Consider the following 21,954-nt stretch of genomic DNA (forward strand, 5'->3'; position numbering starts at 1 on the left):
TTCTTCTAGAACCTGTTCTATCTTGACGGCCCGTCAGATACTCCGTCGGTCGAGACGAGCCGTCGGGGGCGACCGGATTCGCCAGGAGGACAGGCCGTGGACTTCACCTTCAGCGAAGAGCAGTTGGCGGCGGCGGAGGCGGCGCGGGGGGTGTTCGCAGGGGTGGTGCCGGACGCGGTGCCCAGTCCGTCGCTGACCAGCGGTGCCGTGGCCGAGGGGTTCGACCGCGAGCTGTGGTCCCGGCTCGCCGGCGCGGACCTGCTCAGTCTGCTGCTCGAGGAGGGACACGGCGGGGCCGGCCTGGACGCCATCGCGCTGTGTCTGGTGCTGCGCGAGTCCGCGGGGGTGCTCGCCCGGGTTCCGCTGCTGGAGCACAGCGCGGCCGCCGCGACCGTGCAGGCCTACGGGACGAAGGAGTTGGGGGAACGGCTGCTGGCCCGGGCAGGGCGCGGCGAGCTGGTGCTGACCGTCGCCGCGCACGGCCGTACCGGCCACGATCCGGCCGAACTCGCGGTCACCGCACGGCGGGACGGGGACGCGTGGGTGCTGGACGGGGTGCAGACGGCGGTGCCGTGGGCGTACGACGCGGACCTCGTCCTCGTACCGGCCCACGTCGAGGACGCTGCCACCGACCGGAGCGTGCTCGCCCTGGTGCCGCGCGAGGCGGACGGGGTGGGCCTGGCCGAGCAGGTCTCCACCAACGGGGAGCGGCTGGCCGAGGTGCGGTTGCGGTCGGCGCGGATCGAGGCCGGAGACGTCATCGAGGCCGACGGCGCCGGGGAGTGGCTGCACACGCTGCTGGCCACCGGAACCTGCGCGCTGGCCCTCGGGCTCGGGGAGCGGGTGCTTCGGATGACCGGCGAGTACACGAGCGAGCGGGAGCAGTTCGGGCACCCGATCGCGACGTTCCAGGCGGTCGCCGTGCAGGCCGCCGACCGGTACATCGATCTGCGGGCCATGGAGGCCACGCTGTGGCAGGCCGCGTGGCGGATCGCCTCGGGCGCGCCGGGGCCGCTGCCGGCTGCCGGGGACGTCGCCGTGGCGAAGATCTGGGCGGCGCAGGGGGTGCGGCGGGTCGTGCAGACGGCGCAGCATCTGCACGGCGGGTTCGGCGCGGACACCGAGTATCCGCTGCACCGGTACCACGCCTGGGCCAAGCACCTGGAGCTGTCGCTCGGCCCGGCGGCGGCGTACGAGGAGGCGCTCGGCGACCTGCTGGCGACGCATCCGCTCAGCTGACGGCGCTGAGGCCTCGGTCTGCCGGCGGCGCTGAGGCCTCGGTCCGCCGGCGACGCGAAAGCCTCGCTCCGCCGGCGGGCTCGCCCCCTGTCGACGGAGACTTCGTCCGGCTGACAGCACGGAGGCCGCACCCGGGTGACGGCGCAGGCCTCGTCCGCCGGACGGCGGGAGCCTGTGGGCGGGCCCGGAGGTTCCGCGGCGCCGCGGGCTACAGGACGAAGCCGGGTGTGCCGGTGTCGGTGATCACCGGGCGGCCGGCGGACTGCCAGACCTGCATGCCGCCGTCGACGTTCACGGCGTCGATGCCCTGCTGGACCAGGTACATCGTGACCTGGGCCGAGCGGCCGCCGGAGCGGCAGATGACGTGTACGCGGCCGTCCTGCGGGGCGGCCTCGGTCAGCTCGCCGTAGCGGGCCACGAACTCGCTGATGGGGATGTGCAGCGCACCCTCGGCGTGGCCCGCCTGCCACTCGTCGTCCTCGCGGACGTCCAGCAGGAAGTCGTCGTCCTTGAGGTCCGTGACCTCGACCGTGGGCACACCAGCTCCAAAACTCATGCCTCCGACGCTACCCGAAGCCAGCCGTTGCTCAGCCCTGCCCGAGCAGGGCCGCCAGCTGGGTCTCCCGCTGCTCGATGTCGCCGTGGAGGCGGACGGCGATCTCGTCCAGGAGGCCGTCGGGGTCGTCCGGGGCGAGGCGGAGCATGCCGGCTATGGCGCCGTTCTCCAGCTCCTGGGCGACGAGGGTGAGCAGTTCCTTGCGCTGAGAGAGCCACTCGAGGCGGGCGTACAGATGCTCGCTGGGGCTGGGGCTCCGCTCGGGCGGCACGGGGCCCGCCGCCCACTCCTCGGCCAGTTCCGTGAGCAGGGCCGTGTCGCCGCGGGCGTAGGCCGCGTTGACGCGGGAGATGAACTCCTCGCGCCGCTGCCGTTCCTCTTCCTCCTGGGCGAGGTCGGGGTGGGCCTTGCGGGCCAGCTCGCGGTAGAGCTTGCGGGCCTCCTCGCTGGGGCGGACCCGCTCGGGGGGCCGTACGGCCTGGTCCGTGAGCATCGCGGCGGCCTCCGGGAACAGACCGTGGCCGTCCATCCAGCCGTGCAGGAGTTCCTCGACGCCGGGGATCGGCTGGACGAGGGCGCGCAGTTCCTCGGCCCGGCGGACGTCCTCGGGGTCGCCGGTGCGGGCGGCCCGCGCCTCGGCGATCTGGGCGTCCAGTTCCTCGATGCGGCTGTAGAGCGGGCCGAGCTTCTGCTCGTGCAGCCGGGAGAAGTTCTCGACCTCGACGCGGAAGGTCTCCACGGCGATCTCGTACTCGATCAACGCCTGCTCGGCGGCGCGTACGGCCTTTTCCAGCCGCTCCTCGGGCCGCGGGGGCTGGGACTGCTCAGCTTCCGGGGTCGTCACCCGACCAGCGTAGGCCACGGCCGGAACGACACGGTCGTGGCGGCGGACCGCGCGAGCCGTGGCGGCGCGGCCCGGCGGCGGGGGGTCCACTCGGCAGGCCGCGTTCAGCAGGACACGGCCGGCGGGACACGGCCAGGGGGGCGCGCTCAGGGGGACGTACACAGTGGGGGCACGCAGCGGGGCGCGCTCAGCGGTCGGGGTTCGCGTCCGGGCAGTTCGCCGGTACCCACTCGGCCACCAGGTCACGGCAGGCGACCACGAGGGTGCCGGGCCGGCAGTTCAGCTCGTGGGTGCAGCCGCCGGGGTGCGGGAGGATCTCGTCGAGGATCACCTCGCCGAGGGAGGCGGGGTCGCAGAAGTCGAGGACGTCCGACTGGAAGCGGGAGACGCCGGTGTAGCGGACGACCAGGTCCTCGTCGTGCTTGAAGCAGTTGTGCAGGAAGTGGATCTCGATGTCCTCCTCGCCGGTGCGGCGCACCTCGGCGGGCCGGAGGTCCTTCACGCAGCGCTTGCCGCCGAAGGCGTAGTGCGCGGGGTCGGTGGCGAAGGCGCGGGCGCCCGGCGGCAGCTCGGCCGCGAACGAGGGCAGCAGGGCGAGGTAGCGCCGGGGGTCCAGGAAAACCGGCTCCTCACCCTCGCCACCGGTCACCTCGACGTACTTCACCGCACCCCTCCGACCGTCGTGCCCACGGCGCCGGCCGTCATGCCCACGACGTCGGCCGTCACGCCCACAGCGTCGACCGTCATGCCCACGGCGCCGGCCGCCTCACACCCGACCGGCACGCTCTCGGTCACCCCCACGCTCCCGGTCCCGCCCCTCACACCCCCGTATCCGCCTTGATCCGGCCCGCCCGTACGGCGGACACCAGATGTGCGTGGTCGGCCTCGGTGCGGTCGGCGTAGGTGACGGCGAAGGCGGCGATCGCCTCGTCGAGCTCCTCGTTCTTGCCGCAGTAGCCGGCGATCAGGCGGGGGTCGGCGCTGTGGGCGTGGGCGCGGGCGAGCAGGGCGCCGGTCATGCGGCCGTAGTCGTCGATCTGGTCGGCGGGGAGGGCGGCCGGGTCGACGCTGCCCTTGCGGTTGCGGAACTGACGCACCTGGAAGGGGCGCCCGTCGACGGTCGTCCAGCCGAGCAGGATGTCGCTGACGACCTGCATGCGCTTCTGGCCGAGGACCACGCGGCGGCCTTCGTGCTCGACCGGCGGTGTCTCGAATCCGGCCGTGGCCAGGTGCGGGAGCAGCGCGGAGGGGCGGGCCTCCTTCACCTGGAGGACAAGCGGCTGTCCGCGGTGGTCGAGAAGGAGGACGACGTACGACCGGGTGCCGACGCTGCCCGTGCCGACCACCCGGAAGGCCACGTCGTGGACGGCGTGCCGGGCCAGCAGCGGCAGCCGGTCCTCGGAGAGCGTCGCCAGGTACGGCTCCAGGGAGGCGGCGACGGCGGCCGCCTCGGTGTCGGGGACGCGGCGCAGTACCGGGGGTGCGGCGACGAAGCGGCGTCCGCCGTCCTCCGACTCCTCCGTCGACTTGGCGGCGAAGCGGCCGCTGGTGTTGGCCCGTGCCTTCTCCGAGACCCGTTCCAGTGTGCCGAGCAGGTCGTGGGCGTCGGTGTGGGAGACGAGTTCCTCGTCCGCGATGGCGTTCCAGGCGTCCAGGACGGGCAGTCTGGCCAGCAGCCGCATGGTGCGACGGTAGGCGCCGGCCGTGTCCCGGGCGGCGGCGCGGCAGGTGCCCTCGTCGGCGCCGGCCTCGCGCCCGGCCAGGACCAGGGAGGTCGCGAGCCGCTTCAGGTCCCATTCCCAGGGGCCGTGGACCGTCTCGTCGAAGTCGTTGAGGTCGATGACCAGGCCGCCGCGGGCGTCGCCGTAGAGGCCGAAGTTGGCGGCGTGCGCGTCACCGCAGATCTGGGCGCCGATCCCGGTCGTGGGTGTGCGTGCCAGGTCGTACGCCATGAGTCCGGCCGAGCCGCGCAGGAAGGCGAACGGTGTGGCCGCCATCCGGCCCACCCGCATCGGTGTCAGTTCGGGGATGCGGCCGGTGTTGGACTCCTCGACCGCGCTCACCGCGTCGGGACGGGCGTCGTCCAGGTCGAGGACGCGATGGGCGGCGCGCGACACGCTCGCCCGGAGCGCCTTGCCCTCCTCCTTGGGGGTGCCCTGCGTCGGCCACTGGGCGAAGCCACTTATCCGGGGCACCCGGCGCGCCGCCCCCTGCTCGGCCGCCTCCGCCGCTCCCGAACCCGCACCGACACCGACACCGGTCATCGCGACCGCCTCCCCCGAACACCCGCGCACACGCAGTCCAGCTCGAACATCAACTCGTGCAGACCGTACAGCCGCCGACCGGAACTCGTCAGACTCTGTGGACAACCCGGCGATTGTGGACGACAACGTGACACCCTCCACGCCACCCCGACACCTTCCACCGCGCCACCGGAACAATCCGTTCAGGCCGCGGGAGCAATTCCTGGCGCCACCTGGCCTTCCCGATGGTGGAAGCACACCGGACGCGGCGAGCGCGTCCCAGCGGAGCGCACTCTCGCACGAGGACGAGGACGAGGACGAGGACGAGGACGAGGTGCCGGGTCCCGGGCCGCCATGCCGACGGGCAAACGCACGCGGGTCGGCAGGCCGGGGTTTCAGGCGCGGGGCCCACGTTCGAGCGGCCGCGACAGGGCGGCCTTGGCCTGCCTGGTCTCTTCGTCGGCAAGGACTTCGCTCAGGTCGTGGGTCAGGGCCTGCATGGTCTGCTCGGCCACGTCGGCCGCGCTGATCTTCGGGTCGGTCACCCGGGCGCTCAGCTCGGTGTCCACGAAACCGGCGTGGACCCCCACCACCAAGGTGCCCTGCTCACGCAGCGCCTGTCGCAGCGCATCCGTCAGGGACCACTGCGCGGCCTTGGAGGCGGCGTAGCCGGGGAAGCCGGGCTGCCCGACCCAGGAGGCCAGCGACAGCATGTTCACCAGTGCGCCACCGCCGTTACGGGCGAGGACCGGGGCGAACGCGCGCGAAACAGCCCACGTACCGAAGTAGTTGACCTCCAACGCTTGGCGCGCACCGTCGAACGAGCCGTCCCAGAGCTTGGTGCCCCCGCCGCCGATGCCCGCGTTGTTGATCACGATGGAGACGTCACCGGCGACAACGGCGGCCTCGGCGACCTCCTCGGGACGGGTGACGTCCAGCCGCAGCGGAGTGAGGTCCTTGTCCACAACCGCCGCAGGGTCACGGACGCCCGCGTACACCTTGCTCGCACCGTGCTCGATCAGTGCACGGGCGAACGCCCGGCCGATGCCTCGATTGGCCCCCGTGACCAGGGCGACCGATCCCTTGATGTCCATCGTTCCGTCCTTTGCTGTCCAGCGTTCCGGCGCGGCCTCTGCGTTCCGGCGCAGCCTCTGAGTTCAGGGCTCCTGGGCGGTCGGCCGGATCTCGGGCGTGAGAGCAGTCATACCGCCGCGGACGAGCGGCCTGCGGTAGCCCGGGCCGTGGTGTCGACGTCGTGGGATCGACGGGAGCGAAGAAAGCGATGAAAGCGACGGAAGTGGCGGGCGAACGGCATCCGCTATGCACCGAAGCAACTGTTTGACAATGAACTCAAGCGACTGCTTGAGTTCATACCGTGACAGGAGCGGGAAAGAAGGATCTGCGCCGAGAGGCCGGTCAGCGCACACGGGACGGCCTGCTGACGGCCGTCCTGGAGCTGCTCGCGCAGCGGGGCCAGGAGGGCGTGACACTCCGCGAGATCACGGATCGCGCCGGTGCCAACGTCGCCGCGGTGAGTTACCACTTCGGGTCGCTGAAGGCGCTGTGCGACGCGGCGATAGAACGCGCGCTGGAGCAGTATCTGGACGCGCAGATCCTGGAACTCGACGCCCTCGACCCCACTTCGACGCTCCAGGAAGTGGCGGCGGCGTTCGCCCGGCCGATGGTGCGCGCCCTGGCGGCTGGTGGACAGGACCTGGCCGTGATGCGGACCGTGGCGCGCGTCGGCATCGATCCGCCCCAGGGATGGGATCGGCTGGCCGGCAAGTTCGACGGGAGTCGCCGGATCGCCCTCCGGGTGCTGACGGCGAACCTTCCGGAGGTCGACGAACAGGAACTGATCTTCCGTACGCGATGCGCGGCCGGCCTGCTGAACTGGCTCGCCCTGGCACCCATCGGCACCGAGCTGGCAGCCATGTCCGCCGAGCAGATCGAGCGGCAGCTGGTCCCCGTGGTGGCCGGGGCGTTCCACGGCTACCCCGCCACCGACCGCTGACCAGGCCGCTGCCTAAGCCGCTGACCAGGCCGAAGACCAGGCTGCTGACCAGGCCGAAGGCCACCAGAACCCGAACAACCCAAACGACGATCGCTTGACCAGCACCCGACCAGGAGAGCGTGCGTCTGCCCGGCAGGCGCACCCCCTCCCTCCGTCCCGCGCCTCCGCCCCGCGCCTCCGCCCCGCACCAGACCCGTGGACCCGTGCGCGCGGCCGTTGCTGTTGCCTGCGCTCCGCGCCGGGTGCGCACTATAGGGAGGAAGCGGCGCGTCCGCGGACGCCTGCTCGGGAGTGAAGCCTCTGCCCCGGGCACGGGCCGCGATGGAGGTGGACTGCCATGTCCTGCGATGGAGCGTTCATCCTGGTCGCCGACGACGGGCGGGTGATCGAAACAACGTGCCTCTCCTGCGAGCCGCATTCCGTGGGCCGGTCGCGGCCCATCCCGTGGGCGAGGTCAGCAGGTTGCCCGATGGCACTCCGTTCTCACGGGTACTGGCCGACCTGCGGCCGCGGCTCGTCCCCGTGGAGCTCGACAGCCTGTGGCTGCCGGCCGACCCGGCACGGACCGAGGCCATCGCGCGCTCCGACGCCCATTCCCTGATCGTCGCTCCGCTCGCGCTGCGCGGCCAGGCCATGGGCGTGGTGAGTTTCTACCGGCGCGGCACGGAGGAACCCTTCGAGGAAGAGGACATCGCCTTGACGGCGGACGTGTGCGCCCATGCCGCACTGTGCATCGACAACGCACGCCGGTACGAGCGCGAGCGCACCATCGCCACCACGATCAAGCGCCGACTGCAGGCTGTCGCCGACCGGGAGGGCCGCCCGTTCGGCCGCCAGTCGTGCGGCGGTGTCGCCCACCGCGTCATCGCCCTGCGCCAGGGCAAGCTGCTCGGACATCTCCTGGACCCTCACGGCCGCTCCGTCGGTGTCGTCCCACCCGGCCTCTGGGCACAACCACCGACCTGACGCCCAGTCAGGAATCTCCGCCACCGGAACCGCGACGGTCGACTCCGCCCGTGAGATAGGTCACGGGCGGACGGGGTCGCGTACGGCGTCCAGGATGTGCAATCCCTCACAACTGCGAGCACAACGAGAAACGGGCCCCTGCCGTGACCTTCGTCACTGACAGAGACCCGTTTCATCGGTATCTCATTGTGCGCGAGGGGGGAGTTGAACCCCCACGCCCTTGCGGGCACTGGAACCTGAATCCAGCGCGTCTGCCTATTCCGCCACCCGCGCATTGGGTGTGTCTTCCGGTGCTTCCCCTGCGGGCTGGCCCCTTCCGACATCGAGAACATTAGCACGCCGTACGGGGTGGGTTCACATCCCTTTCGCTCCGCCCGCAGGCCAGGTGGGGCGGGCTTCGCGGCGGCCCGCCAAGCCGCCGGCACCCGGCCCCGCACCCGGCCCGCACCCGGCCCGACCAGCCCTCTCCCGCGCCCGCCGCACGCCCGTACGTCTCGAAGAATGCTTGTTCGCGTATCAACCTCGTACCGGTCCCCCGCATCTCCCCAGGAGGCGGCCCAGGTGCACCGCCGGGTGCGGGACACTGGACTTCGTCCCCCTCTACGATCCATGAACCGGAGAGTTCGAAGGGGAGGCGCCGGGGAACCGGCTGATCGCGCGGCGCGTAGATACGATCAGTAGGCAGAGCCGGGCAGGGAAGCAGTACAGAGCACAGCAGTACCGAACACGACGACGGCAACAACGGCAGCGACGGAGGAGGTGCCCCGTGGGAGTCCTGAAGAAGTTCGAGCAGCGCCTCGAAGGTCTGGTCAACGGCACCTTCGCCAAGGTGTTCAAGTCCGAGGTCCAGCCCGTGGAGATCGCCGGCGCGCTCCAGCGCGAGTGCGACAACAACGCGACGATCTGGAACCGCGACCGGACCGTCGTACCCAATGACTTCATCGTGGAGCTGAGCACGCCGGACTTCGAGCGCCTCAGCCCCTACTCCGGACAGCTCGGCGACGAGCTGGCCGGCATGGTGCGCGACTACGCCAAGCAGCAGCGCTACACCTTCATGGGCCCGATCAAGGTCAACCTGCAGAAGGCCGAGGACCTCGACACCGGCCTGTACCGGGTGCGCAGCCGCACACTCGCGTCCTCCAGCAACCAGCAGGCCCCCGCCGCCCCGCCGGCCGGGCGGCCCGGCTCCGCGAGCCCCGGCGGCCAGGGCGGCTACGGCTACCCGCCCGTCGGAGCTCCCCCGATGCCGTCCACGCCGCCCCCCGGCGGCCGTCCCGGCGACTACGGCCACCAGCAGCCCGCCCCCCAGCGGTCCGCTGCCGCCCCGGCGAGCGGCGGCCGCACCCGCTACTGGATCGAGATCAACGGCACCCGCCACCAGATCTCCCGCCCGACGCTGGTGCTGGGCCGCAGCACCGAAGCCGACGTGCGGATCGACGACCCCGGCGTCTCCCGCCGGCACTGCGAGATCCGGACCGGAACGCCCTCGACGATCCAGGATCTCGGCTCCACCAACGGCATCGTGGTGGACGGGCAGCACACCACCCGCGCTACGCTCCGCGACGGCTCGCGGATCGTCGTGGGCAGCACCACCATCATTTACCGGCAAGCCGAAGGGTGAAGCGGGGGCAATGTCAGAGCTGACCCTCACGGTCATGCGGCTGGGTTTCCTGGCCGTACTGTGGCTGTTCGTGATCGTGGCCGTGCAGGTCATCCGCAGCGACCTGTTCGGTACGCGTGTCACCCAGCGCGGGTCGCAGCGGGGTGCGCGCCGGGAGGCCGCACGACCGCAGCAGGCGGCCCGCCAGCAACAGGCCGCGCCTCCCCAGCAGCGCGGCCAGCAGGGCGGCGGCGGCCGCCGCGGCCGCAATGCCCCCACGAAACTCGTCGTGACCGAGGGCACCCTGACCGGCACCACCGTCGCGCTCCAGGGCCAGACCGTCACCCTGGGCCGGGCGCACGACTCGACGATCGTGCTGGACGACGACTACGCCTCCAGTCGGCATGCCAGGATCTACCCGGACCAGAGCGGGCAGTGGATCGTCGAGGACCTCGGCTCCACCAACGGCACCTACCTGGACAGGTCACGGCTGACGACCCCCGCACCGATCCCGCTGGGCGCGCCGATCCGCATCGGCAAGACCGTCATCGAGCTGCGGAAGTAGTGCTACATCATGAATGAGCGCGAGCGGAGCGAGCACGCAACAGCGGACCGCACCCCGGTCCCCGGCGCGCTCCCGACCGGAGGGTGGGCAGTGTGGCTCGACACGACCGGCTGCATTCGGAGCCGACGGGCGAGGTGCGCATGAGTCTGTCACTGCGCTTCGCCGCCGGATCGCACAAAGGCATGATCCGGGAGGGCAACGAGGACTCCGGTTACGCCGGTCCGCGCCTGCTCGCCATCGCCGACGGCATGGGCGGCCAGGCGGCCGGCGAGGTCGCCTCCTCCGAGGTGATCTCCACCCTGGTCACCCTCGACGACGACGTGCCCGGCTCCGACATCCTCACCTCCCTCGGCGTCGCCGTGCAGCGCGCCAACGACCAGCTGCGCTCCATGGTCGAGGAGGACCCCCAGCTCGAGGGCATGGGCACCACGCTCACCGCCCTGCTGTGGACCGGGCAGCGGCTCGGCCTCGTACACGTCGGCGACTCACGTGCGTATCTGCTCCGCGACGGTGTGCTCACGCAGATCACCCAGGACCACACCTGGGTGCAGCGGCTCGTCGACGAGGGCCGGATCACCGAGGAAGAGGCCACCACCCACCCGCAGCGCTCCCTGCTGATGCGCGCGCTGGGCAGCGGCGACCACGTCGAACCCGACCTGTCGATCCGCGAGGTCCGCGCCGGCGACCGCTATCTGATCTGCTCCGACGGCCTGTCCGGCGTCGTCTCCCACCAGACGATGGAGGAGACCCTCGCCAGCTACCAGGGCCCGCAGGAGACCGTGCAGGAGCTGATCCAGCTCGCACTGCGCGGCGGCGGCCCCGACAACATCACCGTCATCGTCGCCGACGTCCTCGACCTGGACACCGGTGACACCCTCGCCGGACAGCTGTCCGACACCCCGGTCGTGGTCGGCGCCGTCGCCGAGAACCAGCTCCACCTGCACGACAACGGGATCATGCAGACCCCGGCCGGCCGCGCCTCCCACCTCGGCCGCCAGGGCCGCGGGCAGGGCGGCGGCGAGTTCGGCCCGCCCGGCTCCGGCGACACCACCGGTTTCGTCCCCGCGGGCAGCTTCGACGACTACGGCGACGAGGACTTCGTCAAGCCGCGCAAGGGCCGCAAGTGGCTGAAGGGGACGCTGTACGGCGGCCTTGCCCTCGCGGTCCTCGGCACCGGCCTCTACGGCGGCTACCGCTGGACGCAGACCCAGTACTACGTCGGCGCGAGCGGCGAGCACGTCGCGCTGTACCGCGGCATCAGCCAGGACCTGGCCTGGGTGTCGCTGTCGAAGGTGCAGAAGGACCACCCCGAGATCGAACTCAAGTACCTGCCGGCCTACCAGCAGAAGCAGGTCAAGAACACGATCACGGCGGGCGATCTCCAGCAGGCCGAGACGAAGATCGGCACTCTGGCCGTCCAGGCCTCCGCGTGCAGGAAACAGGCGGAGCGCAAGACCGCCGACAGCGACAGGGCCGCGACCGACAAGAACGCCAAGACGGGCATGCGCGACGCCAAGGGCACCACGGGAACCACCCGGACGTCCCTGACGTCCAAGGCGTCACCGACCCCGAACCCGTCGGCGTCCTCCTCGACGTCCCCGAAGTCCACGCCCCCGTCCGCGACCGCCACGCCCAACCCCGGCCCGAGCCTCTCCGAGGACGAGCAGAAGGTCGTCGATCAGTGCGGCAAGCAGTAGGAAAGCCGTGAGAGGCACCGTCACACGATGAGCAGTTCCACGAATACGCCGACGCACCATACGTCCACGATCGGCTCCATCGGCACGCCGAGCCGGCGCAACACCGAGCTGGCCCTGCTGATCTTCGCCGTGGCCATCCCCGTGTTCGCCTACGCCAACGTGGGCCTGGCCCTCGACGGCACGGTGCCCGCGGGCCTGCTGGCATACGGCCTGGGCCTCGGTCTGCTGGCCGCCATCGCCCACCTGTGCGTACGCAAGTTCGCGCCGTACGCGGACCCGCTGCTGATGCCGCTGGCAACCCTGCTCAACGGACTCGGCCTGGTCGCCATCTGGCGCCTCGACCAGTCCAAGCTGCTGCAGCAGATCCACGTGGCCGGCGGCAAGGCGACCAACCAGCTGATCTACACCGCGATGGGCATCGCACTGTTCGCCGCCGTGCTGGCCTTCCTCAAGGACCACCGCACCCTGCAGCGCTACACCTACATCTCCATGCTGGCCGCGCTGGTCCTGCTGCTGCTCCCGCTGGTCCCCGGCCTCGGCGCCGACCTCACCTACGGCGCCAAGATCTGGATCAAGGTCGGCAGCTTCACCATCCAGCCCGGTGAGTTCGCCAAGATCGTGCTGGCGGTGTTCTTCGCCGGCTACCTGATGGTCAAGCGGGACGCGCTGGCCCTGGCCAGCCGCCGCTTCATGGGCATCTACCTGCCGCGCGGCCGCGACCTCGGCCCGATCCTGGTCGTCTGGGTGATGTCGATCCTCATCCTGGTCTTCGAGACCGACCTCGGTACCTCGCTGCTGTTCTTCGGCATGTTCGTGATCATGCTGTACGTCGCCACGGAGCGGACCAGCTGGATCGTGTTCGGCCTGCTGATGTCCGCGGTCGGCGCGGTCGGCGTGGCGAGCTTCGAGCCGCACATCCAGACCCGTGTCCAGGCCTGGCTGGACCCGATGAAGGAGTTCCAGCTCAGCCGCTCCGGCGTCCACGACGGCATCATCCACTCCGAGCAGGCCCAGCAGGCTCTGTGGGCCTTCGGCTCCGGCGGCACCCTCGGCACCGGCTGGGGCCAGGGCCACTCCGAACTGATCCGGTTCGCCGCCAACTCCGACTTCATCCTCGCCACCTTCGGCGAGGAGCTGGGCCTGGCCGGCCTCATGGCGATCCTGCTGATCTACGGCCTGATCATCGAGCGCGGCGTGCGCACCGCCCTCGCCGCCCGCGACCCGTTCGGCAAGCTGCTCGCCATCGGCCTGTCCGGCGCCTTCGCGCTCCAGGTGTTCGTGGTCGCCGGTGGTGTGATGGGTCTCATCCCGCTGACCGGTATGACCATGCCGTTCCTCGCCTACGGTGGTTCGTCCGTCATCGCGAACTGGGCACTCATCGGCATCCTGATCCGCATCAGCGACACCGCCCGCCGGCCCGCCCCCACCCCCGCCTCGAACCCGGACGCCGAGATGACCCAGGTGGTACGGCCCGGCGCCGCCGGCCCCACCGCGGGGTGATCGTGACCACTTCACGACGGTTCCTGTCCCGTGCCGACGGGACAGGAACGGCCCCTAGACTGTGGGCCGCCGAGGTCGAGCGCCAGCACCCGCGACTCCGAGAGACAGAAGCAACAGGCGCCCCTGTTGGTTTGTGGAAAGGCCGGACGTGAACAAGCCCCTGCGCCGCATCGCGATCTTCTGCGGACTCCTCGTCCTGGCACTGCTGATCCGCGACAACTGGCTCCAGTACGTCCAGGCCGACAAACTGCGCACCGACACGGCCAACCGCCGCGTCGCCATCGAGCGCTACGCCTACCCGCGCGGCGACATCGTCGTCGACGGCAACCCGATAACGGGCTCCGTCGAGACCAAGGCCGGCGACTACAAGTACAAGCGCACCTACAAGAACGGGCCCATGTGGGCACCGGTCACCGGCTACTCCTCGCAGGCCTTCGACGGCAACTTCCTCGAGAAGATCGACGACGGCATCCTCACCGGCAACGACGACCGGCTGTTCTTCCGCAACACCCTCGACATGATCACGGGCAAGCCCAAGCAGGGCGGCAACGTGGTCACCACGCTCAACGCCGCCGCGCAGAAGGCCGCGTTCGACGGCCTCAAGCGGCAGGGCGGCAAGGGCGCGGTGGTCGCCCTGGAGCCGTCCACCGGTAAGATCCTGGCGCTGGCCTCCTATCCGTCGTACGACCCCTCGTCCTTCTCCGGTGACCGCAACAGCGACTCCGCCGCCTGGAACAAGCTCCAGAAGAAGAACGACCCGTCCGACCCGATGCTCAACCGGGCGCTGCGCGAGACCTACCCGCCGGGCTCCACGTTCAAGGTGGTCACCGCCGCGGCCGCCCTGGAGAACGGCAAGTACACCTCGGCCGACCAGCCCACCGACTCGCCGCTGCCGTGGATCATGACGGGCACCCGGACCGAGCTGAAGAACGAGGGCAGCATCCCCTGCAAGAACGCGACCATGCGGATCGCTCTGCGGTACTCCTGCAACACCGTCTTCGGCAAGATCGGCGCCGACCTCGGCAACGACAAGATGCTGGAGGAGGCGAAGAAGTTCGGCTTCGACGCCGAGCAGTTCACGCCGGTCCGCGCCAACGCCTCGGTGTTCTCCGACAACATGAACGCGTCGCAGACCGCGCTGTCCTCCATCGGCCAGTACAACACCGCCGCCACCCCGCTGCAGATGGCCATGGTCGCCTCCGCCGTCGCCAACGACGGCAAGCTCATGAAGCCGTACATGGTCGACTCGCTGCAGTCCTCCAACCTCGACCCGGTCGAGAAGACCGACCCGAAGGAGCTGAGCCGCCCGCTGACGCCGGCGAACGCGCAGATCCTCCAGTCGATGATGGAGACGGTGGTCAAGGAGGGCACCGGTACCAACGCCCAGATCCCGGGCGTCACGGTCGGCGGCAAGACCGGTACCGCCCAGCACGGTGTGGAGAACAGCGAGAACCCGTACGCGTGGTTCATCTCCTACGCCAAGCTTCCCGACAACAGCAAGCCGGTCGCCGTGGCCGTGGTGATCGAGGACGACAAGGCGAACCGCGACGACATCTCCGGTGGCGGCCTGGCCGCGCCCATCGCGAAGAGCGTCATGCAGGCGGTCATCAACTCCAAGAAGTGACCCCGCTCACGTCCCCTTCACATCGGTGCACGTTGCGATACCGGTCCTGTATCGGATAACGCGCTTGGCCAGGTCACACAGAACGAGCCGGGTACGGTAGGCCCGGACGGCAGCCTCCGGCCGCACATGCCTGTGCGGCCGGGACCGACGGAGAGGGCTGGTAGGTAGCTATGGAAGAGCCGCGTCGCCTCGGCGGCCGGTACGAGCTGGGCCACGTGCTCGGCCGTGGTGGCATGGCGGAGGTCTACCTCGCGCATGACACGCGGCTCGGCCGCACGGTGGCGGTGAAGACGCTGCGGGCGGACCTCGCGCGCGATCCGTCCTTCCAGGCCCGCTTCCGCCGGGAGGCCCAGTCGGCCGCCTCGCTCAACCATCCCGCGATCGTGGCGGTCTACGACACGGGCGAGGACTACATCGACAATGTCTCGATCCCGTACATCGTGATGGAGTACGTCGACGGCTCCACACTCCGTGAGCTTCTTCACAGCGGCCGCAAGCTGCTGCCCGAGCGGTCCATGGAGATGACCGTCGGCATCCTCCAGGGCCTGGAGTACGCCCACCGCAGCGGCATCGTCCACCGCGACATCAAGCCCGCGAACGTCATGCTGACGCGCAACGGCCAGGTCAAGGTCATGGACTTCGGCATCGCCCGCGCCATGGGCGACTCCGGCATGACCATGACGCAGACCGCAGCCGTGATCGGCACCGCCCAGTACCTCTCCCCCGAGCAGGCCAAGGGCGAGCAGGTCGACGCCCGCTCGGACCTGTACTCGACGGGCTGCCTCCTCTACGAGCTGCTGACGGTCCGCCCGCCCTTCGTCGGCGACTCCCCCGTGGCCGTGGCCTACCAGCACGTCCGCGAGGAACCGCAGGCCCCTTCGGTCTTCGACCCCGAGATCACGCCCGACATGGACGCCATCGTCCTCAAGGCACTGGTCAAGGACCCGAACTACCGCTACCAGTCGGCCGACGAGATGCGCGCCGACATCGAGGCCTGCCTCGACGGCCAGCCGGTCGCCGCCACCGCCGCGATGGGCGCGGTCGGCTACGGCGGTTACGGCGGCTACCCCGACGACCAGCCGACGACGGCCCTGCGCGCGGACCAGGGCGCGCCGGCGACCACGATGCTGCCGCCGATGAACCCCGACGACGGCGGCTACGGCTACGACGAGCGCCCCGACCGGCGCCGTCAGCAGAAGAAGAACAACACCTCCACGATCCTTCTCGTCGTCGCGGGCGTCCTGGTCCTGATCGGCGCGATCCTGATCGGCAAGTGGGTGTTCAGCGGCAACGGCAGCGCCGACAAGCCGTTCCCGGCCCCGAACTTCGTCGGCAACACCTTGACCGACGCGCAGAAGATGGCCGAGAACTCCCATCTGAAGCTGGACACGCCCACCCACAGGCCCTGCGAGAACCAGCCCAAGGGCAAGGTCTGCGACCAGGACCCGAAGGCGGGCACGGACGTCAAGAAGGACGACACGATCCACCTGGTGGTGTCGACGGGCGCCCCGAAGGTCGCCGTACCGAACGTCCTCAACCAGACCTTCGACAGTGCCAAGACGCTGCTGGAGAGCAACAAGTACCAGTTCGACGTCATCAGGAAGGACGAGGTCTCGGCCCAGCCGGCGGGCACCGTCATCAGGCAGTCCCTGGACCTCGGCACCGAGGTCCAGAAGGGCAGCAAGATCACGCTCACGGTCGCCAAGGCCGAGGAACTGGTCACCATCCCGGCCGACATCGTCGGCACGTCCTGCGCCGAGGCCAAGGCCAAGCTCACGCAGCTGGGTCTGGTACCGAGCTGCAACCCCGACGACGAAAAGGGGCAGGTCAGCGACGCCAACCCGGGGGTGAACCAGCAGGTCAAGAAGAACACGCCCGTCGCGCTCACCGTCACCCCGTCGCAGGGCGACCAGGGCGGCGAGCAGGTGCAGGTTCCGGACCTCCAGAACCAAACGGTCAAGGACGCCAGGAAGATGCTCGAGCCCCTGGGTCTTCAGCTGAACGTCACGGGCGCCACGGACGACAACGCCGTGATCTTCGCCCCCTCGACCCCGCCCGCCGGCTCCCCCGCCCACAGGGGTGACACAGTCACCGTGATTGCCGCGGACCAGGGCGGCAACGGCAACGGCAACAACGGCGGCACCAACATCTTCGGCGGCACCAGAGGCTGAGCCACCGCACAGCCCGAACGAAGTGAGCCCCTGCCGGGACATCCCGGCAGGGGCTCACTTCATGCTCTCGGCCTGAACTGCAGTGCGCCTGTCGGTCGTGTCTTCATATGTCACGACTCGTTGAGCGGGTGGGGTAGGGAATCGGAGTCTCTGCCCTGGCCATACGGCCACGAGACGAGTGAACGGGCGGAACATGATCGACCAGACGGCTCTGCTGGAGTCCAAGACCCTGCGTGAGAGCGTGCTGGAGCGCACGGACGTACTCGACAGGGTGAAGGCGCTGTCGTTGCTGCCGGACGGGATGCACGTGACGACGGCGATGGTGGCGGCGTACTTCGAAGTAGCTGTGAAGACGCTCGAGTCCGTAGTAGAAGACCATCGGCAAGAACTGGGGGCCAGTGGCTACCAAGTTCTGACAGGGAAACGACTGGCCCTCTTTAAGGGGGCCAGTGGGATCCAGACCCGTTCCAAGGCGCTGGCCCTGTTCTCCCGCCGCGCCGTCCTCAACATCGCCATGCTCCTCCGGGACAGCGAAGTCGCACGTCAGGTGCGTGTGTACCTCCTCGATATGGAGTACCTGGCGCGCACACAGCCTGTGGATAACTCTGCCCCCACAGCCCCGGTCTCCCTCGACGACCGCATCGACCAACGCATCACCCACATCCTCGGCAAGACGGTCGTCCCCATGTTCAACGCCCTGATCGAGACCTCGGGCGAGCACCGGCGTGAGCTGATCGCGCTCCGCACGGGCGTCCAGCACATCGAGAGGCGGCTCCAACAACACCACGCCCGCCTCCGGAGGCTCGAGAGCCCCCGCGAGAATCGCCCCCTCGCCGGAGTCATGGCCGCAATGGATGCCATGACCGGCCGCGAGTTCGAGCATCACATCGCCAAACTCCTGCGGCGCGACGGCTGTACCAACGTCTATGTGCTGGGCCGTCACGGAGATCGAGGCGTCGACATCACCGCGCTCACGGCCGACGGCCGACGCCTCGTCGTCCAGTGCAAGAGGTTCGCGCCCCACCTGCACATCACCAGCCCCGAGGTCCAGAGGTTCGTCGGGGCCGCAAAGGTCCTGTACGCCTCGGACGTGGCCATCTACGTCGCGACCTGCCGCTTCACCCCCGACGCCCTGAGCATCGCGGAGGAGGCCGGCATCACCGTCGTACACCGCGGGCTGGTGGAGAAGTGGAGCGCGGGCGACATGCTCACGGCCCTGAAGTAGTACCCGCACGGCGCGGAAAGGGCCCGAAGCCGCAAGAGCAAGTTGCGGCTTCGGGCCCAGCTCATGCTAGGCGTGACAGCACGTCACGCTAACGCAACTCCTTCGGCGGAGTCCGCTCGCCATCGACCTTGTCCACGCGGACCAGTTCGCCCCAGACGATGTACCGGTACCGGCTCGTGTACACCGGCGTGCACGTCGTCAGCGTGATGAAGTGGCCCGGCTTGTTGCGGCCGGCTTCCTTCGGGATCTGGGAGAGGACCTTGACGTTGTACTTCGAGGTCTCGGGGAGGATCGAGAAGACCTTGTAGACGTACCAGTTGTCCCGGGTCTCGAAGACGATCGGGTCGCCGTCCCGCAGCTTGTCGATGTTGTGGAACTTCGCACCATGGCCGTCACGGTGGGCGGCGAGCGTGAAGTTGCCCTTCTTGCCGGTCATGGGGAGGGTCGCCTTGACCGGGTCGGTGTAGTAGCCGGCCACGCCGTCGTTGAGGACGTCCGTGGAGGTCCCCTTCTCGACCAGGACCGTGCCGTTCTTCATCGCCGGTACGTGCAGGAAACCGATGCCGTCCTTGGTGTCGAGCGCGCCGGGGCCGGAGTCGGCGGGGTGGGCCCAGTGGTCGCGCACCTTGTCGGCCTGCCGGTTCGCGTCGCGGTCGGCTATCACGTTGGTCCACCACAGGGAGTAGACGACGAACAGGCCGAGCACCAGGCCGGCCGTGATGAGGAGTTCACCGAAGACGCTGACCGCCCGGGCGATCCGGCCGGGCCCGCGGCGGCCCGTGGGGGACGGCGTCACGCCGGACGCGGCCGTGTGGTCTTCGGTGTCGTCGGCGGTCGCTGCCACAGTTCCTCGGTCCCTACTCGATGAGCGCGTCCGGCTTGCCCTTGCTGCGCGGGCGTTCCTCGACCATCTTGCCCCAGACGATCAGCCGGTACTTGCTCGTGAACTCCGGTGTACAGGTGGTGAGTGTGATGTACCGGCCCGGCTCGGTGAAGCCCGACCCCGGCGGAATCGGGTTCAGCACGCCGGTGTTGGACGGCGAGGTCACCGGGAGCATCGAGGTCACCTTGTACACGAAGTACGTGCTCTGGGTCTCGACCACGACCGCGTCGCCCTTGACCAGCTTATTGATGTACCGGAACGGTTCGCCGTGCGTGTTGCGGTGTGCGGCCAGCCCGAAGTTGCCCGTCTTCGCGTCCGGCATCGCCGTCTTCAGCGGCGCCTCGCCGTAGTGCCCGACCATGCCCTTGTCGAGCACCCTCTTGTTGCTGACGCCCTCCGCGATCGGCGCCACCACGTCCAGCTTGGGGATGTCCAGGATGGCGAAGCCCTGCCCCGGCTCGAACACCCCGGGGGCCCGTTTGCCGCTGTCCCAGTCGTGCTGGAGGCTGCTGGTCTCCTGGCCGGCCTGCGCGTGCGCGCGCACGTTCGTCCACCACAGCTGGTAGGTGACGAACAGCAGCATCAGCACGCCGGTGGTGATGAACACCTCGCCGATCGCGCGGCTCGCGACGACCGAGGGGCTCGGCTTGCGCAGCCGCGCCTGGCGCCGGGCCTCCACCCGGGACAGCGGCCGGTCCGGCGCGCTCCCGGGCTCGCTCCCGGATTCCGGCTGGGCCGCGGTCTCCCGGCCGCCTCCGCCGTGGCGGCCACCGCCGCGCCTGGCAGCCTTTCTGCGGGCCGCACGGCCGCCGAGTGCGGGTCCGGTGGCCGAGGAGCCGGAAGAGGCCGCAGAGGCCGCAGAGACGCCCAGGAAGCCGTTCTCGGGCCCCGACGGCGGACCGGGGATCCGCAGCGCCACCGTCTCGTCGTCGACGGCGGGGCTCCGCAGCGCCATCGTCTCGTCGTCGGCAGCGGCCCGGGACACGCCGGCCCGGCCGTCGTACTGCTCGTACGGCTCGTACCGCCCCTGCTGCCCGTCCTGTCCGTCCTGCCCGTGGCCGTACGAGCCGTCGTGGCCCGCCGCCGCGTACGGCCCGCCGTACGCCGACGGCGCAGCCGTCTGACCGTCCAGGTGAGGCAGCCGCGCCGTCGGAGGATCACCCGCGAGCGAGGCGTGCCCAAAGGACTCGTAGGGCCCCTCGCCGTACAAGTCCTCACGCTCGGGGCGCAGCGCGGTCACGCCGTGGCCCTGCCCACCACCGGGGCGAGCCCCGCAGACCTCGCCACGGCGCCCTTGTCACCGCACTCCACCAGCCAGTTGGCCAGCATCCGGTGCCCGTGCTCGGTCAGCACCGACTCGGGGTGGAACTGCACGCCCTCCACCGGGAGTTCACGGTGGCGCAGCCCCATGATGATCCCGTCCTCGGTGCGCGCCGTGACCTCCAACTCGGCTGGCACGGTGGCCGGTTCGGCGGCCAGGGAGTGGTACCGGGTCGCCGTGAAGGGCGAGGGGAGCCCCGAGAAGACGCCCTTGCCCTCGTGCTCGACGAGAGAGGTCTTGCCGTGCAGCAGCTCGGGCGCCCGGTCCACCACACCGCCGTACGCCACCTGCATCGACTGCATGCCGAGGCACACGCCGAACACCGGGACGCCCGTGGCCGCGCAGTGGCGGACCATGTCCACGCAGACGCCCGCCTCCTCCGGCGTACCGGGTCCGGGCGACAGCAGCACCCCGTCGAAACCGTCCTGCGCATGCGCCGTCGACACCTCGTCGTTGCGCAGCACCTCGCACTCCGCACCCAGCTGGTACAGGTACTGGACGAGGTTGAAGACGAAGCTGTCGTAGTTGTCGACGACGAGAATCCGTGCAGTACTCACTGGTTGTCCACCGTCACATCGTTGAAGGGCAGCAGTGGCTCGGCCCACGGGAACACGTACTGGAAGAGGACATAGACCACGGCCAGGACGAGTACGAGTGAGATCAATGCCCTCACCCACGCGCTCCCCGGCAGATGCCGCCAGATCCAGCCGTACATGCCGTCCCTTCCGTTCATCCACGGCACGTGACTCACGCCGTACCCGCACCAGACTAACGGCGCAGCGCCGCTGGTTGGCCTGACTCCACAGGCTGGGTGGAGTCCAGATGCGCCCAGACGATCAGCCGGTGGCTGTGTCCCCATTCCGGATCGCACGTGGTCAGCGTCAGATACCGGCCCGGACGTGCGTACCCGGACTTACGTGGGACAGGGTCGATCACCTCGACGTCCGTCGGAACGGTTTTGTAGGGCCCTTTGTCGATCCGATACGTGAACCAGTCCCTACCGTCCGTGAGAACCACCGCGTCGCCCCGCCTCAGCCGCGGGAAGTCCTTGAAAGGGTCGCCGTAGGTGCGCCGGTGTCCGGCGACCGCGAAGTTGCCCTCCTGGCCCAGCCGCGCGGTCCCGGCGTAGTGGCCCAGGCCCTTCTGCAGGACGTCGGTGCCGGTGCCCTCCAGGACCGGCTTGTTCCAGCCCGAGCCCAGGCGCGGGATGTACATGATCGCGAAGGGGCGGCCGGAGTCGTACGCCGCCTGATGCTTCGGCGCGCTCCGGGCGGTCGTGTCACCGCCACTCGCCGTGTCACCGCCACTCGCCGTGTCACCGCCGCTCGCCGGTGCGACGCCCCCCGTCGACCACTGCCGGTGCAGCTGGTCGATCTGGTCGCTCATGGCGCCGTCGGCCCGCACACCGGTCCAGAACAGCACGTAGACGACGAAGAGCACGATCAGGGTCCCGACGGTGATGCACAGTTCGCTGACGGTCCTGACGATCACGCGCACCGGCGGCTC

General features: G+C 70.0%; 21 protein-coding genes and 1 tRNA gene. 10 read left to right on the forward strand and 12 right to left on the reverse strand.

The features are described from left to right. Positions 1-96: 96 nt before the first annotated feature. A complete protein-coding gene (locus ACWD5D_RS06790; RefSeq protein WP_451371728.1) occupies positions 97-1,239 on the forward strand; it encodes an acyl-CoA dehydrogenase family protein in 1,143 nt (380 codons plus the stop codon). Positions 1,240-1,447: 208 nt separating this feature from the next. Here ACWD5D_RS06790 and ACWD5D_RS06795 read toward each other — a convergent pair whose 3' ends face one another. From ACWD5D_RS06795 to ACWD5D_RS06820, 6 genes are all read right to left on the reverse strand, one after another. Next, complete coding sequence (locus ACWD5D_RS06795) at positions 1,448-1,777, reverse strand: rhodanese-like domain-containing protein (protein ID WP_451371969.1); 330 nt, start codon at positions 1,775-1,777, stop codon at positions 1,448-1,450. A gap of 49 nt (positions 1,778-1,826) precedes the next feature. Further along, entirely contained in the window at positions 1,827-2,639 is an 813-nt protein-coding gene (locus tag ACWD5D_RS06800) for a hypothetical protein (RefSeq protein WP_451371729.1), read from the reverse strand. A gap of 187 nt (positions 2,640-2,826) precedes the next feature. Then, positions 2,827-3,303, reverse strand: a complete 477-nt coding sequence (locus ACWD5D_RS06805) for a hypothetical protein (RefSeq protein WP_451371730.1) — start codon at positions 3,301-3,303, stop codon at positions 2,827-2,829. Continuing rightward, on the reverse strand, positions 3,300-3,434 hold the full coding sequence (locus tag ACWD5D_RS06810) for a hypothetical protein (protein ID WP_451371731.1): 135 nt from the start codon (positions 3,432-3,434) through the stop codon (positions 3,300-3,302). Before ACWD5D_RS06810 ends, ACWD5D_RS06805 begins: the two co-directional genes overlap by 4 nt. A 23-nt stretch (positions 3,435-3,457) precedes the next feature. Next, a complete protein-coding gene (locus tag ACWD5D_RS06815) occupies positions 3,458-4,903 on the reverse strand; it encodes a DUF2252 domain-containing protein (RefSeq protein WP_451371732.1) in 1,446 nt (481 codons plus the stop codon). Positions 4,904-5,277: 374 nt separating this feature from the next. After that, positions 5,278-5,976: an SDR family oxidoreductase gene (locus ACWD5D_RS06820; protein ID WP_451371733.1), complete on the reverse strand. Its 699-nt coding sequence runs from the start codon at positions 5,974-5,976 to the stop codon at positions 5,278-5,280. Positions 5,977-6,257: 281 nt separating this feature from the next. On the opposite strand from ACWD5D_RS06820, the gene ACWD5D_RS06825 reads away from it, so the two are divergent. Then, the gene (locus ACWD5D_RS06825; protein WP_451371734.1) at positions 6,258-6,896 is read left to right on the forward strand and encodes a TetR/AcrR family transcriptional regulator; all 639 of its coding nucleotides are present in this window, start codon (positions 6,258-6,260) and stop codon (positions 6,894-6,896) included. Positions 6,897-7,217: 321 nt separating this feature from the next. After that, positions 7,218-7,862 carry a GAF domain-containing protein gene (locus ACWD5D_RS06830; RefSeq protein ID WP_451371970.1) on the forward strand — a complete coding sequence of 215 codons (645 nt, stop codon included), beginning with the start codon at positions 7,218-7,220 and terminating at the stop codon, positions 7,860-7,862. A gap of 189 nt (positions 7,863-8,051) precedes the next feature. Here the strand turns inward: ACWD5D_RS06830 and ACWD5D_RS06835 are convergent. Continuing rightward, positions 8,052-8,135: transfer RNA gene (locus tag ACWD5D_RS06835), tRNA-Leu, on the reverse strand. Positions 8,136-8,628: 493 nt separating this feature from the next. Here ACWD5D_RS06835 and ACWD5D_RS06840 point away from each other — a divergent pair. The 7 genes from ACWD5D_RS06840 (at position 8,629) to ACWD5D_RS06870 (ending at position 18,244) form a co-directional block, all read left to right on the forward strand. Next, a complete protein-coding gene (locus tag ACWD5D_RS06840; protein ID WP_451371735.1) occupies positions 8,629-9,483 on the forward strand; it encodes an FhaA domain-containing protein in 855 nt (284 codons plus the stop codon). 10 nt (positions 9,484-9,493) lie between these two features. Beyond that, positions 9,494-10,027, forward strand: a complete 534-nt coding sequence (locus ACWD5D_RS06845) for an FHA domain-containing protein FhaB/FipA (protein ID WP_451371736.1) — start codon at positions 9,494-9,496, stop codon at positions 10,025-10,027. A gap of 140 nt (positions 10,028-10,167) precedes the next feature. Beyond that, positions 10,168-11,724: a Stp1/IreP family PP2C-type Ser/Thr phosphatase gene (locus tag ACWD5D_RS06850; protein WP_451371737.1), complete on the forward strand. Its 1,557-nt coding sequence runs from the start codon at positions 10,168-10,170 to the stop codon at positions 11,722-11,724. 27 nt (positions 11,725-11,751) lie between these two features. Further along, positions 11,752-13,224 (forward strand): FtsW/RodA/SpoVE family cell cycle protein, encoded by a 1,473-nt coding sequence (locus ACWD5D_RS06855; RefSeq protein WP_451371738.1) that lies wholly within the window; start codon positions 11,752-11,754, stop codon positions 13,222-13,224. 148 nt (positions 13,225-13,372) lie between these two features. Next, a complete protein-coding gene (locus ACWD5D_RS06860; RefSeq protein WP_451371739.1) occupies positions 13,373-14,848 on the forward strand; it encodes a peptidoglycan D,D-transpeptidase FtsI family protein in 1,476 nt (491 codons plus the stop codon). 170 nt (positions 14,849-15,018) lie between these two features. Continuing rightward, positions 15,019-17,019, forward strand: coding sequence for a Stk1 family PASTA domain-containing Ser/Thr kinase (pknB, locus tag ACWD5D_RS06865; RefSeq protein ID WP_451371740.1), 2,001 nt, complete (start codon positions 15,019-15,021; stop codon positions 17,017-17,019). A 193-nt stretch (positions 17,020-17,212) separates the two neighbouring features. Next, positions 17,213-18,244, forward strand: a complete 1,032-nt coding sequence (locus ACWD5D_RS06870; protein ID WP_451371741.1) for a restriction endonuclease — start codon at positions 17,213-17,215, stop codon at positions 18,242-18,244. A gap of 88 nt (positions 18,245-18,332) precedes the next feature. On the opposite strand, the gene ACWD5D_RS06875 is transcribed toward ACWD5D_RS06870, so the two are convergent. The 5 genes from ACWD5D_RS06875 to ACWD5D_RS06895 are packed head-to-tail and all read right to left on the reverse strand — an operon-like array spanning position 18,333 to position 21,945. Continuing rightward, the gene (locus ACWD5D_RS06875) at positions 18,333-19,088 is read right to left on the reverse strand and encodes a class E sortase (protein WP_451371742.1); all 756 of its coding nucleotides are present in this window, start codon (positions 19,086-19,088) and stop codon (positions 18,333-18,335) included. Between the two features lie 13 nt (positions 19,089-19,101). Continuing rightward, positions 19,102-20,367 carry a class E sortase gene (locus ACWD5D_RS06880; RefSeq protein ID WP_451371743.1) on the reverse strand — a complete coding sequence of 422 codons (1,266 nt, stop codon included), beginning with the start codon at positions 20,365-20,367 and terminating at the stop codon, positions 19,102-19,104. Next, entirely contained in the window at positions 20,364-21,005 is a 642-nt protein-coding gene (locus ACWD5D_RS06885; protein WP_451371744.1) for an aminodeoxychorismate/anthranilate synthase component II, read from the reverse strand. The genes ACWD5D_RS06880 and ACWD5D_RS06885 overlap by 4 nt, the downstream gene beginning before the upstream one ends. Further along, on the reverse strand, positions 21,002-21,181 hold the full coding sequence (locus ACWD5D_RS06890) for a hypothetical protein (protein ID WP_451371745.1): 180 nt from the start codon (positions 21,179-21,181) through the stop codon (positions 21,002-21,004). Before ACWD5D_RS06890 ends, ACWD5D_RS06885 begins: the two co-directional genes overlap by 4 nt. Before the next feature lie 35 nt (positions 21,182-21,216). Beyond that, a complete protein-coding gene (locus tag ACWD5D_RS06895; protein WP_451371746.1) occupies positions 21,217-21,945 on the reverse strand; it encodes a class E sortase in 729 nt (242 codons plus the stop codon). Between the last annotated feature and the right edge of the window lie 9 nt (positions 21,946-21,954).

Source organism: Streptomyces sp. NPDC002520 (assembly GCF_053595235.1).